The sequence below is a fragment of the Jannaschia helgolandensis genome (assembly GCF_900109285.1).
GTDB lineage: Bacteria > Pseudomonadota > Alphaproteobacteria > Rhodobacterales > Rhodobacteraceae > Jannaschia > Jannaschia helgolandensis.
Genome location: NZ_FNZQ01000001.1, coordinates 1288916 through 1303497 on the forward strand (window position 1 = coordinate 1288916; position 14582 = coordinate 1303497).

Genomic DNA, 14582 nt, shown 5'->3' on the forward strand with positions numbered 1-14582 from the left:
CAGCGCCTCGCCGACGCCATGCCGACGATCGCCCTGCCAGATCTCGGCTGCCCAAAAATTCCGTCTCATGCCGGTCCCCCTGTGCCAAATATCTGCTCCAGATCGCTCATGCTCCGCAAACGGCGAGAGCCGGGGTAAAACGGCGAGACTGCGGCCCGACCCAGAAGCCGCCGGTAGTATGCGGAGCCGTCGGCATGCTGCCCTCGCCCGGTCACATATTCCAGCCCCTCAAGGCCGCGCGTGATCGGAAAGTGCAGCAACACCCCACGCTCCGACCCAAGCGGAAGGACGCGATTCATGGCATGGGCACCCCCATAGAACCGAAGCCCGGTCTGCCACCGCACAAGAGGAACCTTGGTCAGGTTGAGAGGCGGCATCGCGCCGCGTGATCGCGTAAGCCCCCGCCAGAGGCCCGCCGACACATGTGCTGTCGAACCGGGGCGATGGTTCCAGCGACGGTGCAGACGGCGGGCGATCCGAGCCATTGCAGTTGGTGCCTCGTCAGAAAAGAGCCGCTGCCGCATTCCGCCGAGAACATGCATCGCGGGGATGGGCCAGTTTCTGCGGAACCGGGAGGGCGCCTGCTCCATCCATGTGGAGGCAGGATCGAGCGTCGGGCAGTCGAAGAAGGGAAAGGCATCTGTCAGGGAGCCGCCGTGATATCTGTCAGGGAGCCGCCGTGATAGACGTGATCGGTCAATGGGGCGTCGGCGTACATGTCGAGCATGACGGTATAGAGCGCTGCAGCGCTTTCCGCTTCCAATGTGCCGATCAGCTCGGCGAGCGACCTTGACGGCCAGCCGTGCCAGACCAGCAACTCATCCACGTCAGGGGCCAAAATCCAGCGGCCCGCCGCGACGCGGTCGAGCGCCTGAGATCTCCATTCGCGCTTGTGCTCTTTGTATGTCGAGTTGTCACGCGGACGCAGGACGGTCACATCGGGTGCAGCAGCCAGAATGTCGGCGGTACCGTCGTCGGACCGATCATCGACGATCAGGAAAGCGATACCATCGGACGACGCGCCTGCCGCGCGGTAATGATCGAGGAAGGCAGGCAGAAGGTTGGCCTCGTTATGCACCAGGACGATAGCCACGACCGTGCCGTCCGCCGTCCGGTCGGGGCCGATCAAGTCGAGATGGTCGGTGAACGCGGTCATTCCGGTTTATGGAAGAGGACCGAAGAACCCGTCGCGGAAGCATCCCGAACACGCCACCATGATTTACGGTCGCGCACCGCGAGCAGGGGAGTGGAATAGAATTCGTGGCGCACTTCTTCCAGCTTGTCGAAAAGGAAGCGCAAGCCCGAGGGCCTGGCGCGCCAGTGATCGCCGAAATCCGGCCCCTCGTGAGTGGGATAGAGCCACGGCATCGCCACGTAGAGATGTCCGCCGGGTGCGACCAGGTCCGTAATATTCGGCGCAGCGATCCAGGGGCGTTCGATATGCTCGATGACGGACATGCAGAGCACCAGGTCGAACTGTCCCAGCTCCGGCATTGGCAGCATCAGGTCCCCCTGGATATAGTCGGGGTGGTCGTGGGGCCGCTGGTCAAGTGCGCGAAAGCTCGCGCCGGGAAAATAGTCGCGATATCGACCGCCTTCCTTGTCCGTGGCGTCGGGCTCCGCGCCGAGGTTCAGGACGCTGCGCGCGCCCAGCCCCCCGCACATTTTGCGCAGCCAGTGGTTCTGCCCGGACCGGCATATGGAGACGCGCCGTCGGAAAGGTGTCAGAGGAAAGGTCTGCTTCATGGCCATCCGCTCAGACCAGCGTTGCGTCTGTCAGGGAACGCAGTTCAGCCTCGCTTACGCCATCGGCCAGTTCCACGATGCGCAAGCCACCGTCGACGACATCCAGAACGCCCAGGTTGGTGATGATGCGGTCGACCACCGCCTTGCCGGTCAGCGGCAGTGTGCATTCGCGCAGCACCTTCGACTGTCCGTGCTTGTTGGCATGGTCCATCACCACCACCACGCGACCGACGCCTGCCACCAGATCCATCGCGCCACCCATCCCCTTGACCAGCTTGCCGGGGATCATCCAGTTCGCCAGATCGCCGTTCTCGGCCACCTCCATCGCGCCCAGGATCGCCATCGCGATCTTGCCGCCCCGGATCATCCCGAAGCTTTGCGCGCTGTCGAAATATGCGGTCTGCGGCAGTTCGGTAATGGTCTGCTTGCCCGCGTTGATCAGATCGGCGTCCTCTTCGCCATCGATCGGGAACGGACCCATGCCCAGCATGCCGTTTTCCGATTGCAGCGTCACTTCGATCCCGTCGGGGATGTAATTCGATACCAGTGTCGGAATCCCGATACCGAGATTGACGTACCAACCGTCCTGCAGTTCCTGCGCCGCCCGTGCGGCCATCTGGTTGCGGTCCCAACCCTTGATCGCGTCGGCCATCAGACAGGCTCCTTCTTGGCGCGCACGGTGCGCTGTTCGATCCGTTTCTCGTGCTCGCCCTGCACGATCCGATGCACATAGATGCCCGGCAGGTGGATGCCGTCGGGGTCCAGCGATCCGGTCGGCACGATCTCCTCGACTTCCGCTACGCAGACCTTGCCGCACATCGCGGCGGGCGGGTTGAAGTTGCGCGCGGTCTTGCGGAACACCAGATTGCCCGTCGCATCCGCCTTCCAGGCCTTGACAATGGACAGGTCGGCAACGATCCCGCGCTCCAGGATATATGTCTCGCCGTCGAAATCCTTGTGGTCCTTGCCGTCCGCGATGACCGTGCCAACGCCGGTCTTGGTATAAAAGCCGGGTATGCCGCAGCCGCCCGACCGCATCCGTTCGGCCAGGGTGCCTTGCGGGTTGAACTCCAGCTCCAGCTCGCCGGACAGGTATTGGCGCATGAACTCGGCGTTCTCTCCGACATAGGAGGAGATCATCTTCTTCACCTGCCGCGTCTGCAACAGGATGCCGATGCCGAAGTCGTCGACGCCCGCGTTGTTGGATGCGAACGTCAGGTCCCTGGTCCCGGCCTCCTTGATCGCCTGCAACAACAATTCCGGGATGCCGCACAACCCGAAGCCGCCGGCAGCAATGAACATCCCGTCCTGCAAAAGCCCGTCGAGTGCCTCGGCCGCCGATCCGAATACTTTCTTCATTGTCCCACCCTGCATGAAGCTGTCCTTGCAGAAGGGTTATCCGGTCGTCCCGAGGCTTTCAATCGCCGCGCGGCGCTTGTGTCGGGCAGGACAATACCGCGCTGCCCGATTGCGCAGCACGGTATTCCGAGATCAAGTGTAAGTCGCGTCTTACAGGCCCGGATAGATCGGGAACCGGTCGCACAGCGCCTGCACCTTGGTGCGAACCGCTTCTTCGACCTCCGCATTCCCATCCGGTCCATTCGCGGCCAATCCATCGACCACCTCGACGATCAGGTCGCCGATTTCGCGGAACTCATCAACGCCGAACCCGCGCGTGGTCCCCGCAGGTGACCCCAGACGAATGCCACTGGTAACGGTCGGCTTTTCATCGTCGAACGGAATGCCGTTCTTGTTACAGGTGATATGCGCGCGTCCCAGCGCGGCCTCGGTCGCATTGCCCTTGACGCCTTTGGGGCGCAGATCGACCAGCATCAGATGCGTGTCGGTGCCGCCGGTAACGATGTCGAGGCCACCTTTCATCAGCTGATCGGCCAAGGCCTGCGCGTTCTCGATCACCTGGAGCTGATAGTCCTTAAAGCCCGGACGCAGCGCTTCACCGAAGGCCACGGCCTTGCCCGCGATGACATGCATCAGCGGGCCGCCCTGAATTCCGGGGAAGATCGCGGAATTGACCTTTTTCGCGATGGTCTCGTCGTCGGTCAGGATCATGCCGCCGCGCGGGCCGCGCAGGGTCTTGTGTGTCGTGGTGGTCGCGACATGGGCGTGCGGGAAGGGGCTGGGGTAGTGACCCGAGGCCACCAGACCCGCGAAATGCGCCATGTCCACCAGTAGGATGGCACCGACGCTGTCTGCAATCTCGCGCATCCGGGCAAAGTCGATGATGCGCGGAATGGCCGAGCCGCCTGCGATGATCATCTTCGGCTGATGCTCGGTCGCCAACTCCTGCACCTGATCGTAGTCCAGGGTCAGGTCCTGCTTGCGGACACCATATTGCACCGCGTTGAACCACTTGCCAGACTGGTTCGGCTTGGCGCCGTGGGTCAGGTGACCACCCGCATCAAGCGACATGCCCAGAATGGTGTCGCCGGGTTTCAACAAGGCGGTGAACACGCCCTGATTGGCCTGCGATCCTGAATTCGGCTGGACGTTGACGAAGTTGCAACCGAACAATTCCTTGGCTCGGTCGATGGCGAGATTTTCCGCGATATCCACATATTGGCAGCCGCCGTAGTAGCGGCGACCCGGATAGCCCTCGGCGTATTTGTTCGTCATGACGCTGCCCTGTGCTTCCATCACGGCGCGGCTGACGATGTTCTCGGATGCGATCAGTTCGATCTCGTCGCGTTGACGTCCGAGCTCCTGGCGAATGGCCTCGGCGATCTCCGGGTCGGTGTCGGCCAGAGTGGCGGTAAAGAAGGTCGGGTCGCGGTGGGGGGCGTTCATGGCACGGCTCCTTTGGGCAGCTTGCAGGCGTCATACGCCGCCTCGCGTCTGGTTTGAAGCCGCCAATGCGGCGCTTCGGGGGTTCCCCGCGACGCCGATGCGCGCCTTGCCTTTCCGATCCGCGCACGACAACCCTGTGCCGGAACCATCGGGGGCCTTAATGCCGCGCGCCAAGAATATCGCCTTTGTCGCTTCGGACACGTCCGAGGCGCAGTTCGCTTTGAAGCGGCTGACGGACCGCTATGGCCAGACGGATATAGCGGATGCTCAGGTCATCGTGGCGTTGGGGGGCGACGGGTTCATGCTGGAGACGTTGCATGCAACGATGGCAGTCGAAGCGCCCGTATATGGCATGAACCGGGGGACAGTCGGGTTCCTGATGAACGACTATCGCGAGACCGGCCTGACGGGTCGCCTGGCGCGGGCCGAGGAGGCGGTCATCAACCCGCTTCGGATGCAAGCCACTCGTTCCGATGGGGAAATTGTCGAGGCTTTGGCAATAAACGAGGTTTCGTTGCTACGCGCAGGGCCGCAGGCAGCACGGCTCAGGATCACGGTCGACGACCGGGTGCGGATGGAAGAACTGGTCTGCGATGGCGCACTGGTCTCCACGCCGGCGGGATCGACGGCCTACAACTACTCCGCGCACGGTCCGATCCTGCCGATCGGGTCCGGCGTTCTGGCGCTGACGGCAATGTCGGCGTTCCGGCCAAGGCGTTGGCGCGGCGCGCTTTTACCACAGGAAGCCAGGGTCCGGTTCGACGTACTGACCCCCGATAAACGGCCGATGATGGCCGAGGCGGACGGGCATTCGGTGCGCGATGTCGTATCCGTCGAAGTCGCCAGCGAACCGGCGATCTGTCATCGCCTACTGTTCGATCCGGGACACGGGCTGGAGGAACGGCTGCTGCGGGAACAGTTCACCTGACGCCGTTTGCCGGTCTGAATCCGACATATTACGACGGTGCATACGAAGGTATTACCACGGTATGACGGGCCTGGCGCCACGCTCCCGGCTTGCGAGGCCCATGTCGCGCGCCTAGAAGCCTTTCGACCTATCGAGAGAACCACATGCAGCGCACGCTCATCACTTCGGCCATTCCGTACATCAATGGCATCAAGCACCTCGGCAACCTGATCGGCTCGCAATTGCCCGCCGATCTGTATGCCCGCTATGCCCGTGCGCGGGGGCACGAGGTGATGTTCATCTGCGCCACCGACGAACATGGCACCCCGGCGGAGCTGGCGGCCAAGAAAGCAGGCAAGCCGGTTGCGGAATACTGCGCGGAGATGTGGCAGGTGCAGAAGGATCTGGCCGACGGTTTCCGCCTGTCGTTCGATCACTTCGGACGATCCAGCAGCCCGCAGAACCATAAGCTGACGCAGCATTTCGCGGGCAAGCTGGACGAGGCCGGTCTGATCGAGGAGCGCTCGTCGAAGCAGGTCTATTCCAATGCGGACGGACGGTTTCTGCCGGACCGTTATGTCGAAGGGACCTGCCCGAATTGCGGATACGAGCGGGCGCGGGGCGACCAGTGCGAGAATTGCACCAAGCAGCTGGAACCGACCGACCTGATCGACCCGCGTTCGGCGATTTCGGGCAGCACCGATCTGGAGGTGCGGTCGACCAAGCACCTGTTCCTGAAGCAGTCGCAGTTGAAGGACCGGCTGGATGCATGGATCGACAGCCAGGATGGCTGGCCAGTGCTGACGACGTCGATCGCCAAGAAATGGCTGCACGACGGCGACGGGTTGCAGGATCGCGGCATCACCCGCGATCTGGACTGGGGCATTCCGGTGATGCGCGGCGATGAGCCCTGGCCCGGTATGGAGGGCAAGGTCTTCTATGTCTGGTTCGACGCGCCCATCGAATACATCGCCGGAACCGCCGAATGGGCGGATGCGAATGGCGGCGATTGGGAGCGCTGGTGGCGCAAGGATAAAGGTGCCGAAGACGTCCGCTATGTTCAGTTCATGGGCAAGGACAATGTGCCGTTCCACACGCTGGGCTTTCCGGCGACGTTGCTGGGGTCGGGCGAGCCCTGGAAGACGGTCGATTATCTGAAAGCGTTCAACTATCTGAATTACGACGGCGGACAGTTCAGCACGTCGCAGGGGCGCGGCGTGTTCATGGATCAGGCCCTGGAGATCCTGCCGTCGGATTACTGGCGCTGGTGGCTGCTGAGCCATGCGCCGGAAAATCAGGATACCGAATTCACCTGGGAGGCATTCCAGACCGACGTGAACAAGGACCTGGCCGACGTGCTGGGCAATTTCGTCAGCCGGGTCACCAAGTTCTGCCGCTCGAAGTTCGGCGAGGCGGTGCCGGAGGGTGGCGACTGGGGCGCGGCGGAGACGGCGTTGATCGACACGCTGACGACGCGCATCCGCGCCTATGAGAGGCATATGGACGCCATCGAAATCCGCAAGGCGGCCGCGGAGTTGCGGGCGATCTGGGTCGCGGGGAACGAATACCTGCAGGAGGCCGCACCCTGGGCCACGTTCAAGACCGATCCTGAACAGGCGGCGGCCCAGATCCGATTGGCGCTGAACCTGATCCGGCTCTACGCCGTTTTGTCGCGCCCGTTCATTCCGGATGCCGCTGCGGCAATGCTGGCGGGTATGCAGACAGAGGACGATGCCTGGCCCGACGACGTGGATGCAGCGGTGCGCGTGCTGGCCCCCGGTCATGCGTTCACGGTGCCGGACGTCCTGTTTGCCAAGATCGACGATGCGACCCGCCAAGGCTGGGCCGAACGGTTTGCGGGGGGACGACGCGAATGAAGCTGGGCTCCTTCGCTTATCTCGTGCCCGACTATGACAAGGGCCTGGCCTTCTTTGTCGACGGGCTTGGATTCAAACTGGTCGAGGATATCGATCAGGGACGTAAGCGCTGGGTTACGGTGCGCTGCGGTCCGATAAGCCTGGTCTTTGCACGCGCCGACACGGATGCGCAGGTCGCAGCCATCGGGCAGCAGTTCGGGGGCCGGGTCGGCCTGTTCCTGAAGACCACGAACTTTGCCCGCGATGCCAGGAAGATCGAGAAGGCAGGTGGCGTGTTCGAGGAAGCGGTGCGCAGCGAAAGCTATGGCAAGGTGGCCGTCTGGCGCGACCCGTTCGGCACGCGCTGGGACCTGATCGAGCCGACCTGAGATCGGGAAGGGAACCGGGGCCGCAACAAGAACGTTAAGGGAACTTCAACCAGATGAGGTTCCCATGACCAGGACGACCGATACCCCGAAAACCGACGCCCCAGGCAACGCCGAGAAAGACCCGGACGACTGGACCACGGGTGACGAGGAGATGACCGGCGCACAGGCCAGCTATCTCAAGACGCTGTGCGAAGAGGCGGGCGAGACGTTTGACCCGGATCTGACCAAGGCCGAGGCGTCGAAGCGGATCGATACCTTGCAGCAGAAAACGGGCAGGGGCACCTGATCGGCTTTGGGGTCAGGATTTTCAGCGGCCCCCCTTGAAGCGATTACGTCCGATCCCCAGATTTTTCTGTGTCGGATGCCTGAACAGGGTCCGGCATCAGCAGACCCGGTCCCTGTCCATCTCGGAGGGGACCGTCCCGTATCGCTTGAAGCAAGGATGCATGACATGCGAACCCTAGATTTGACCCCCCTTTATCGCGCCACCGTCGGTTTCGACCGCATGGCCAATCAGCTGGACCGCGCGATGACCGCCGACACGGCGACGACCTATCCGCCCTACAACATCGAAAAGCTGGGCGAGAACGATTACCGGATTTCGATTGCCGTGGCCGGATTCGCCGAAGACGAGCTGTCGATCGAAGCGCGTGAAAACCAGCTTATCGTGACTGCCCGCAAGGCCGAGAGCGAGACCAAGCCGACCTATCTGCACCGGGGCATCGCCACCCGTGCCTTCGAGAAGTCGTTCCAGCTTGCCGATCACGTGTCCGTCACGGGTGCCAGCCATGCCGATGGCATGCTGCATATAGATCTGGAGCGTCAGGTCCCCGAGGCCCTGAAGCCCCGCCGGATCGAGATCGCGTCGGGCGCGCCGAAGCGGCCCGCACTGGAAGGAACCTCCGAGACTGTCGAGGTCTGAACGTCCCCAAGACTGACCCTCGCAGATGAGGAGTGGCGCGCGTCCCCGGCAATGGGGGCGCGCGTTTTTGTCTGGCGGCCGTTTGCCCGGCCGGACTGGGCGAACCGGGCAAGGGACGGGCAGGGTGGCCTGCGAGGTCTGGTCAAGGTCGGGACGCCATGGGTGCCGGAGCGTGCCGTCAGAACCACTGCCCCGGTTCCATCAGGCCCAGGTCGATCAACTGTTGTGCCTGCCAGTCGAAGCGTATCGAGCCATCCCAGCGGAATGCCTTGATTGCCGCGCGCGAACCGGGATTGGTGGCAAGCGCCTTGGCGGCGCGGAAGGACGCGACGCAGCCGGTCAGCGAATGATGCCAAGGACAGGCGTAGGTATTCATTTCCTCGTCCGACAGGCGGTGGTCGGGCAGCAAGCGCAGGCCCTTCCTGGCGCGGAACAGCGACACACGGTCGATGCGGCGACGTTCCCACGGGATATGTTCCTCGAACCGCCAGCGCAGGCCGCCGAAGAAGTCGAGCTGCCGGTCGACGGGGCCGTCCTCGCTCCAGCGGGCCAGTGCGAAATAGCCTGCCTCGTCCATCCAGGCATCGTTCGGATCGACACCGTTCTGACCCCGCTGCAGCGTGCCGGAATAGAGATCGACCACGAAGGTCAGCACGGCATCGCGGCGTTCTTCGGCGCAGAAGGCGAGGGCTTCGCCGATGCGGCGCGTTTCGGCAAACGGATGGTAGATGTATTCCGCGTTATGGACGTATCCGGTCCAGGCCCCGGCGGGTCGACCGGCGATCAGGGCGTTCACGCAGGTCGTCGCCATGTCGTCGGGGCGTCGGTCCAGGGTCAGGCGATGCACACCTTCGGGCAGGGCCGGGGGTACGGTGATGCCGGGGGGCACGGCCAGCACGATCTGCCGGAACCCGGCATCGGAATGATGCCGGACTGTGCTGGCAATTTCGCAGTCGTCCTCGCAGATCAGCATCAGGGCAAGACCCGTGCCGAGAGCACCGGCGCGGGCCGTCAGATCCTCGGTCGAGGTAAAGTCCATCCAGTGCGCCCGCCTGCCCGTTCGTCGCGCACCTTCCCGCAAAGTTACCGAGGCCGCAACGGGGCCGCGTTGCGGTAGCTGCGGGCCTGCGGTATTGGCGCAACTCGTATCCCCGCGGAGACCCCTGCCATGAGCGCGCCGAAGAAGCTGCACATCAAGACCTATGGCTGTCAGATGAACGTCTATGACAGCGAGCGCATGGCCGAAGCGATGGGGCCGGAAGGATATGAGGTGACGGACCGGCCCGAGGAGGCCGATCTGATCCTGTTGAATACCTGTCACATCCGCGAGAAGGCCGCCGAGAAGGTCTATTCCGACCTTGGCCGCTTGCGACCGCTGCGGGAGGCCAATCCGAACCTCAAGATCGGGGTCGCGGGTTGCGTTGCGCAGGCCGAGGGCGCGGAGATCATGGCCCGTCAGCCACTTGTCGATCTGATCGTCGGTCCGCAGACCTATCACCGGCTGCCGGCGATGATGCGCAAGGTCGATGCGGGTGAGAAGGCGCTGGATACGGAGATGCCGGAGGAGGACAAGTTCGACCTTCTGCCGAAACTGCGCAGTGCCGCGCGGCCGACCGCGTTTCTGACTGTGCAGGAAGGCTGCGACAAGTTCTGCGCGTTTTGCGTCGTGCCCTATACACGCGGCGCCGAGGTCAGCCGCCCGGTCGAACGTCTGTTGGGCGAGGCGCGCGATCTGGTGGCGCGCGGTGTGCGGGAAATCACCCTGCTGGGACAGAACGTGAATGGCTATCACGGGGCCGGTCCGGATGGCCGAACATGGTCGCTGGCCGATCTGATCTGGGCGCTGGACGGGATCGAAGGGTTGGCGCGTATTCGGTTCACGACGTCGCATCCCAACGACATGAGCGATGATCTGATCGCGGCGCATGGGCGTTGCGCCAAGCTGATGCCTTATCTGCACCTGCCGGTGCAGTCGGGGAGCGACCGGATTCTGAAGGCGATGAACCGCAAGCATACGGCGGCGGAATACCTGGCGATCCTTGAGCGGCTGCGGGCGGTACGGCCCGATCTGGCGATGTCGGGCGATTTCATCGTCGGCTTTCCGGGCGAGACCGAAGCGGATTTCGAGGCGACGATGGATCTGGTGCGGCAGGTGCATTATGCAGCGGCCTATTCCTTCCGGTATTCGGCGCGCCCCGGCACGCCCGCCGCAGAGAAAGAAGACGTTCCGCAGGACATTGCGGTCGAACGTCTGCATCGTCTGCAGACGCTGATCACGCAGCAGCAACACGAGACGCAGAACGCGATGGTCGGGCGCGAAACGGAGGTCCTGTTCGAGAAGGCAGGGCGCAATCCCGGTCAGTTGATCGGCAAATCCGAGTATTTACAGGCGGTTCACGCCGATGCACCCGATACCTTGCTGGGGCAGGTCGCGCGGGTCCGCATCGTCGAGGCCAAGACCAATTCGCTGGCCGGTGTCCTGATCTGACGGGTGCGGGCCGTTGACGGACCCGCACCCGGATGCAGAGACCCGGTTCAGCGACGGGGCGGATTGGAGGCGAGGATTTCGCGCATCTTGTCGCCCAGTCCTTCGGGGTTATCGACCAGACGTTCATCGCGGCACACCGACGTGGCGATCGACTGAGAGTCGGACGGGTTGTAGCCCGCAGCCCGCAGATCATCGACGAAGACACCATTGGGCCGGTCCCAGATGACTTCATCGCTGAAGAAGCGCTGGCAGCTGACGCGCACCTTAAGGGGTTGCACCTGCTGGGTCGCGTGGCGGACTTTGTAGCCGTGGCCCTGATGCGCGAAGGCAGCCGATGCCGGAAGCAACGCGGCAACGGTAAGCGCGGCAGTTAGAGTTTTCATGACGTTATCCTGTGAAGGTTATGGCAGACACATGCGTCGGCCCGATCCCCCCGGATCACGAGTTACCCCGCGCGAAAGACCGTCGCATATCGGTCAGAGTAGCGCTCTCGAAGGGGTTTGACATCTATTATGGCGCATTTTGCTCGCTCCGGAGACGAAAGGCCGGGATAGCCGGAATTGTCCCGAGAAAAGCGGAGGTGGGGACGAAAAAATTGGGGTTCGGCCCTAATAAGCCGCAATATGTAGTAATGGGGTTTTGCAGGCGCGCCGCATTTGATAGTCTGCGAGCCAGCGGCTGCAACCGTCCGTTCTGTCTTTCGCAATCGTGACGTCGGATTCGTGGGGGTGAGTCGCGCGATATTCTGACGGAACGATATGGGAGGCTCAGTGTGGCTCGGGACGGATCGAAGGCATTCAGGATGGCGATGGCCTTTCTGAGTATGGCTGCGCTGCAGGTCGTAGCAGCCCCCGCGATGGCGCAGAATATCGGTGATGTCGGCGCGGATTCGCGTGGCAACATCTATACTTTCGTACGCGACCGGACCGGGCGCGGCGTCTGGATGAAGGGGCGCACGATTCCCGAGCCGACGACCGAGCGGCGCATTCAGGCCGAACGCTACAAGCCCACGATCTGGACTGACCCCGACGGATGCGAACATTGGGTCATGGACGACGGTGTCGAAGGCTTCATGACGCCGCATGTGACAGAGCTTGGTGTTCCCGTATGCAATCAACCGCCAAAGACGCACCGGGGGAAACACTGACATGAGCATTCTTCGTATCGCCGCCGCCGGTGCGGTGTTCGTCACGCTGTCCGCATGCGAATCGGACAACACCGGCGACAAGACCATCGACCGCGGGTTGATCGGTCGGTCGTCTCTGCAGGACCTTTCGCCTGGTATCTGGGTCGACCCGCGCGGTTGTGAACATTGGCTGATAGACGACGGCGTGGAAGGATATCTTTCGGCCCGTTACGACCCGCGCACCGGACGTCAGGTCTGCGGACGCAACACGGCTCCGCCGGAATATGTGACCGGTCCGTTCCGTGGCGGACAGGACGTCAGCGACGGAATTTGACTGTTGCTTTCGGGTGCCAATGAAGGGGTCGCTGCGGAAACGTCGCGGCCCTGTTACATTCGGGGTTGAAATCGCGCTCATGCCACCGACGTTCCCTTGCGGCTCCATCGTGTTCGGGGCACCCTTTTGCGATCGCCGCTGTTGATACTCCCTAGAAGGATGCGTGCTTGGCCACTCTGCTTGCCCCCGAAGACAAAATCGCCGTCCAGCTGGACTTCCCCGACAATCGCCTGATGATCGACCTGGTCGGTCCCGGCGGTGCCCATCTCTCTCAGATCGAACAATTAATGGGCGTGCAAATCGTCCATCGCGGCAATGCGCTTGCCGTGCACGGTGAAGCTGCCCCCGAGGCGGAACGGGTGCTCAATGCGCTCTATTCCCGGCTCGAATCGGGCAAACAGGTCGATATGGGCGCGATCGACGGTCTGATCCGTCTGCGCGCCGAGGAAGAGAACGATGGCGCGCGTCAGGGCGATCAGACCGAGATGTTCGCCGGTCCCAAACTGGAAATCCGCACCCGCAAGAAGACGATGGAGCCGCGGACCGAGGCGCAGAAAGCCTATACCCGCAACCTTCTGGAGAACGAACTGACCTTCGGGATCGGCCCCGCGGGAACGGGCAAGACCTATATCGCGGTCGCGGTCGCGGTGTCGAAATTCATCACCGGCGAAGTCGACCGGATCATCCTGACACGGCCCGCCGTCGAGGCGGGCGAAAAGCTGGGCTTCCTGCCCGGCACACAGGACGAGAAGGTCGATCCCTACATGCAGCCGCTGTATGATGCGCTGAACGATTTTCTGCCCGGCAAGCAGTTGCAGAAACTGCGCGAGGACAAGCGGGTCGAAATCGCGCCGCTGGCCTTCATGCGGGGGCGCACGCTGTCGAATGCCTTCGTCATTCTGGACGAGGCGCAGAACGCGACGACCATGCAGATGAAGATGTTCCTGACGCGTCTGGGGCAGGGGTCGCGGATGGCGATCACCGGCGACCGGTCGCAGGTCGATCTGCCACGCGGTGTCCAGTCGGGTCTGCGCGATGCGGAGGCTATTCTGGAAGGGGTGGAGGGGATCAGTTTCAATTACTTCACCGCCACCGATGTCGTGCGTCACCAGTTGGTCGCCAAGATCATCACCGCCTACGAGGCTGATGATGCGCGCCGCGAAGCCGAGCGCGCCGCGCCGCGTGATTACGCGCGATGAGCTTTGATTATGCCGCGCAGAAAGCCGCGACGGAGGCGCTCTGGGCGGAGATGTCGGCGCAGCACGACCTGCCGCATCAGGGCCAGTTGGACCTGCATTTCCGGGCTGGTGACGGTGCGGATGCGACAGAATTCATGGGCTGGCTGGAAGACGCGGGATACGATGTCGAACATTACGAGGCCGACCCCGAGGATGAAGATGACCCGGAAGAGGCAATCGAAGTGCAGACCGGTGTCATGCCACTGACGCCCGAGACGATCCATGCCGAGGAGCGTCGCTGCACCGAGGCGGCGCTGCGTTTCGGGTTCACACCCGATGGCTGGGGATTTATCGGGGCATGATCGCCGACGTGATCGTCGAAGACGCGCGCTGGATCGATCTGGAGCGTCTGGCGCAGATTGCCATTCCCGCAGCACTGCGCGGATCGGACCTGACCGGCGATTTCGAGGTCGCGGTCATGGGCTGCGACGATACGCGCATCGCCGCGTTGAACGCGGACTTTCGCGGCAAGCCCGTGCCGACCAACGTGCTGAGCTGGCCGTCCGGGGACCGCATGCCCGGCAAGGTGCCGGATGATACGGAGTTGGGCGATATCGCAATCGCCTTCGATACTTGCAGGCAAGAAGCTGCCGAGCAGGACAAGCCATTCGAAGCCCATGTCATTCATCTGCTGATCCATGCCACGCTGCATCTTCTGGGGCACGATCACCAGACCGATGCGGAGGCGGCGCGCATGGAAGCGCTCGAAGTTAAAATCCTTGCCGGATTGGGTTTCCCCGATCCCTATGCGTCTGGTAGGGAATGATACGA

General features: G+C 62.9%; 18 protein-coding genes and 1 pseudogene. 11 read left to right on the forward strand and 8 right to left on the reverse strand.

The window, feature by feature from the left end; translation table 11 throughout:
* Window positions 1-65 precede the first annotated feature (65 nt).
* The 6 genes from BMY38_RS06335 to glyA form a co-directional block, all read right to left on the reverse strand.
* Window positions 66-485: a hypothetical protein gene (locus BMY38_RS06335; RefSeq protein ID WP_139204668.1), complete on the reverse strand. Its 420-nt coding sequence runs from the start codon at window positions 483-485 to the stop codon at window positions 66-68.
* 158 nt (window positions 486-643) lie between these two features.
* Entirely contained in the window at window positions 644-1156 is a 513-nt protein-coding gene (locus tag BMY38_RS06340; RefSeq protein ID WP_092760771.1) for a glycosyltransferase family 2 protein, read from the reverse strand.
* Window positions 1153-1746 (reverse strand): class I SAM-dependent methyltransferase, encoded by a 594-nt coding sequence (locus tag BMY38_RS06345; protein ID WP_175495786.1) that lies wholly within the window; start codon window positions 1744-1746, stop codon window positions 1153-1155. Before BMY38_RS06345 ends, BMY38_RS06340 begins: the two co-directional genes overlap by 4 nt.
* Window positions 1747-1756: 10 nt before the next feature.
* On the reverse strand, window positions 1757-2398 hold the full coding sequence (locus tag BMY38_RS06350; RefSeq protein WP_092760775.1) for a 3-oxoacid CoA-transferase subunit B: 642 nt from the start codon (window positions 2396-2398) through the stop codon (window positions 1757-1759).
* Window positions 2398-3105 (reverse strand): CoA transferase subunit A, encoded by a 708-nt coding sequence (locus BMY38_RS06355; RefSeq protein ID WP_092761281.1) that lies wholly within the window; start codon window positions 3103-3105, stop codon window positions 2398-2400. Before BMY38_RS06355 ends, BMY38_RS06350 begins: the two co-directional genes overlap by 1 nt.
* Window positions 3106-3255: 150 nt before the next feature.
* Window positions 3256-4551 (reverse strand): serine hydroxymethyltransferase, encoded by a 1296-nt coding sequence (gene glyA, locus BMY38_RS06360; protein WP_092760777.1) that lies wholly within the window; start codon window positions 4549-4551, stop codon window positions 3256-3258.
* Window positions 4552-4711: 160 nt separating this feature from the next.
* Here glyA and BMY38_RS06365 point away from each other — a divergent pair, with 160 nt between their 5' ends.
* The 5 genes from BMY38_RS06365 to BMY38_RS06385 all read left to right on the forward strand — a co-directional run bounded on the left by BMY38_RS06365 (window position 4712) and on the right by BMY38_RS06385 (window position 8625).
* Entirely contained in the window at window positions 4712-5479 is a 768-nt protein-coding gene (locus BMY38_RS06365; protein WP_092760779.1) for an NAD kinase, read from the forward strand.
* A gap of 143 nt (window positions 5480-5622) precedes the next feature.
* Entirely contained in the window at window positions 5623-7335 is a 1713-nt protein-coding gene (gene metG, locus BMY38_RS06370; protein ID WP_092760781.1) for a methionine--tRNA ligase, read from the forward strand.
* Window positions 7332-7703: a VOC family protein gene (locus tag BMY38_RS06375; protein WP_092760783.1), complete on the forward strand. Its 372-nt coding sequence runs from the start codon at window positions 7332-7334 to the stop codon at window positions 7701-7703. The genes metG and BMY38_RS06375 overlap by 4 nt, the downstream gene beginning before the upstream one ends.
* Before the next feature lie 64 nt (window positions 7704-7767).
* Window positions 7768-7989 (forward strand): DUF3072 domain-containing protein, encoded by a 222-nt coding sequence (locus BMY38_RS06380; protein ID WP_092760785.1) that lies wholly within the window; start codon window positions 7768-7770, stop codon window positions 7987-7989.
* Window positions 7990-8154: 165 nt separating this feature from the next.
* Complete coding sequence (locus BMY38_RS06385; protein ID WP_092760787.1) at window positions 8155-8625, forward strand: Hsp20 family protein; 471 nt, start codon at window positions 8155-8157, stop codon at window positions 8623-8625.
* A 178-nt stretch (window positions 8626-8803) separates the two neighbouring features.
* On the opposite strand, the gene BMY38_RS06390 is transcribed toward BMY38_RS06385, so the two are convergent.
* Window positions 8804-9664 carry a hypothetical protein gene (locus BMY38_RS06390; RefSeq protein WP_092760789.1) on the reverse strand — a complete coding sequence of 287 codons (861 nt, stop codon included), beginning with the start codon at window positions 9662-9664 and terminating at the stop codon, window positions 8804-8806.
* A 129-nt stretch (window positions 9665-9793) separates the two neighbouring features.
* Between BMY38_RS06390 and miaB the strand changes: the two genes are divergently transcribed.
* Window positions 9794-11113, forward strand: coding sequence for a tRNA (N6-isopentenyl adenosine(37)-C2)-methylthiotransferase MiaB (gene miaB, locus BMY38_RS06395; RefSeq protein ID WP_092760791.1), 1320 nt, complete (start codon window positions 9794-9796; stop codon window positions 11111-11113).
* A 47-nt stretch (window positions 11114-11160) separates the two neighbouring features.
* Here miaB and BMY38_RS06400 read toward each other — a convergent pair whose 3' ends face one another.
* Complete coding sequence (locus tag BMY38_RS06400) at window positions 11161-11496, reverse strand: hypothetical protein (RefSeq protein WP_092760793.1); 336 nt, start codon at window positions 11494-11496, stop codon at window positions 11161-11163.
* A 605-nt stretch (window positions 11497-12101) separates the two neighbouring features.
* Between BMY38_RS06400 and BMY38_RS18690 the strand changes: the two are divergent.
* From BMY38_RS18690 to ybeY, 5 genes and pseudogenes are all read left to right on the forward strand, one after another.
* Window positions 12102-12230 (forward strand): annotated as a pseudogene (locus BMY38_RS18690) (OmpA family protein); the annotation flags it as partial.
* A 31-nt stretch (window positions 12231-12261) separates the two neighbouring features.
* Complete coding sequence (locus tag BMY38_RS06410) at window positions 12262-12573, forward strand: hypothetical protein (protein WP_092760795.1); 312 nt, start codon at window positions 12262-12264, stop codon at window positions 12571-12573.
* A 233-nt stretch (window positions 12574-12806) separates the two neighbouring features.
* Complete coding sequence (locus tag BMY38_RS06415; protein WP_092761283.1) at window positions 12807-13772, forward strand: PhoH family protein; 966 nt, start codon at window positions 12807-12809, stop codon at window positions 13770-13772.
* A complete protein-coding gene (locus BMY38_RS06420) occupies window positions 13769-14113 on the forward strand; it encodes a ribonuclease E inhibitor RraB (protein WP_092760797.1) in 345 nt (114 codons plus the stop codon). Before BMY38_RS06415 ends, BMY38_RS06420 begins: the two co-directional genes overlap by 4 nt.
* The gene (gene ybeY, locus BMY38_RS06425) at window positions 14110-14577 is read left to right on the forward strand and encodes an rRNA maturation RNase YbeY (RefSeq protein WP_092760799.1); all 468 of its coding nucleotides are present in this window, start codon (window positions 14110-14112) and stop codon (window positions 14575-14577) included. The genes BMY38_RS06420 and ybeY overlap by 4 nt, the downstream gene beginning before the upstream one ends.
* Window positions 14578-14582: the final 5 nt, after the last annotated feature.

Bases quoted from the DNA above. Each gene is read 5' to 3' on its own strand.
- glyA (WP_092760777.1), bottom strand. From the start codon at position 4,551: ATGAACGCCCCCCACCGCGACCCGACCTTCTTTACCGCCACTCTGGCC.
- BMY38_RS06375 (WP_092760783.1), top strand. From the start codon at position 7,332: ATGAAGCTGGGCTCCTTCGCTTATCTCGTGCCCGACTATGACAAGGGC.
- ybeY (WP_092760799.1), top strand. From the start codon at position 14,110: ATGATCGCCGACGTGATCGTCGAAGACGCGCGCTGGATCGATCTGGAG.
- BMY38_RS06350 (WP_092760775.1), bottom strand. From the start codon at position 2,398: ATGGCCGACGCGATCAAGGGTTGGGACCGCAACCAGATGGCCGCACGG.
- BMY38_RS06355 (WP_092761281.1), bottom strand. From the start codon at position 3,105: ATGAAGAAAGTATTCGGATCGGCGGCCGAGGCACTCGACGGGCTTTTG.
- BMY38_RS06365 (WP_092760779.1), top strand. From the start codon at position 4,712: ATGCCGCGCGCCAAGAATATCGCCTTTGTCGCTTCGGACACGTCCGAG.
- BMY38_RS06390 (WP_092760789.1), bottom strand. From the start codon at position 9,664: ATGGACTTTACCTCGACCGAGGATCTGACGGCCCGCGCCGGTGCTCTC.
- BMY38_RS06385 (WP_092760787.1), top strand. From the start codon at position 8,155: ATGCGAACCCTAGATTTGACCCCCCTTTATCGCGCCACCGTCGGTTTC.
- BMY38_RS06400 (WP_092760793.1), bottom strand. From the start codon at position 11,496: ATGAAAACTCTAACTGCCGCGCTTACCGTTGCCGCGTTGCTTCCGGCA.
- metG (WP_092760781.1), top strand. From the start codon at position 5,623: ATGCAGCGCACGCTCATCACTTCGGCCATTCCGTACATCAATGGCATC.
- BMY38_RS06410 (WP_092760795.1), top strand. From the start codon at position 12,262: ATGAGCATTCTTCGTATCGCCGCCGCCGGTGCGGTGTTCGTCACGCTG.
- BMY38_RS06380 (WP_092760785.1), top strand. From the start codon at position 7,768: ATGACCAGGACGACCGATACCCCGAAAACCGACGCCCCAGGCAACGCC.
- BMY38_RS06345 (WP_175495786.1), bottom strand. From the start codon at position 1,746: ATGAAGCAGACCTTTCCTCTGACACCTTTCCGACGGCGCGTCTCCATA.
- BMY38_RS06415 (WP_092761283.1), top strand. From the start codon at position 12,807: ATGATCGACCTGGTCGGTCCCGGCGGTGCCCATCTCTCTCAGATCGAA.
- BMY38_RS06340 (WP_092760771.1), bottom strand. From the start codon at position 1,156: ATGACCGCGTTCACCGACCATCTCGACTTGATCGGCCCCGACCGGACG.
- BMY38_RS06335 (WP_139204668.1), bottom strand. From the start codon at position 485: ATGGCTCGGATCGCCCGCCGTCTGCACCGTCGCTGGAACCATCGCCCC.
- BMY38_RS06420 (WP_092760797.1), top strand. From the start codon at position 13,769: ATGAGCTTTGATTATGCCGCGCAGAAAGCCGCGACGGAGGCGCTCTGG.
- miaB (WP_092760791.1), top strand. From the start codon at position 9,794: ATGAGCGCGCCGAAGAAGCTGCACATCAAGACCTATGGCTGTCAGATG.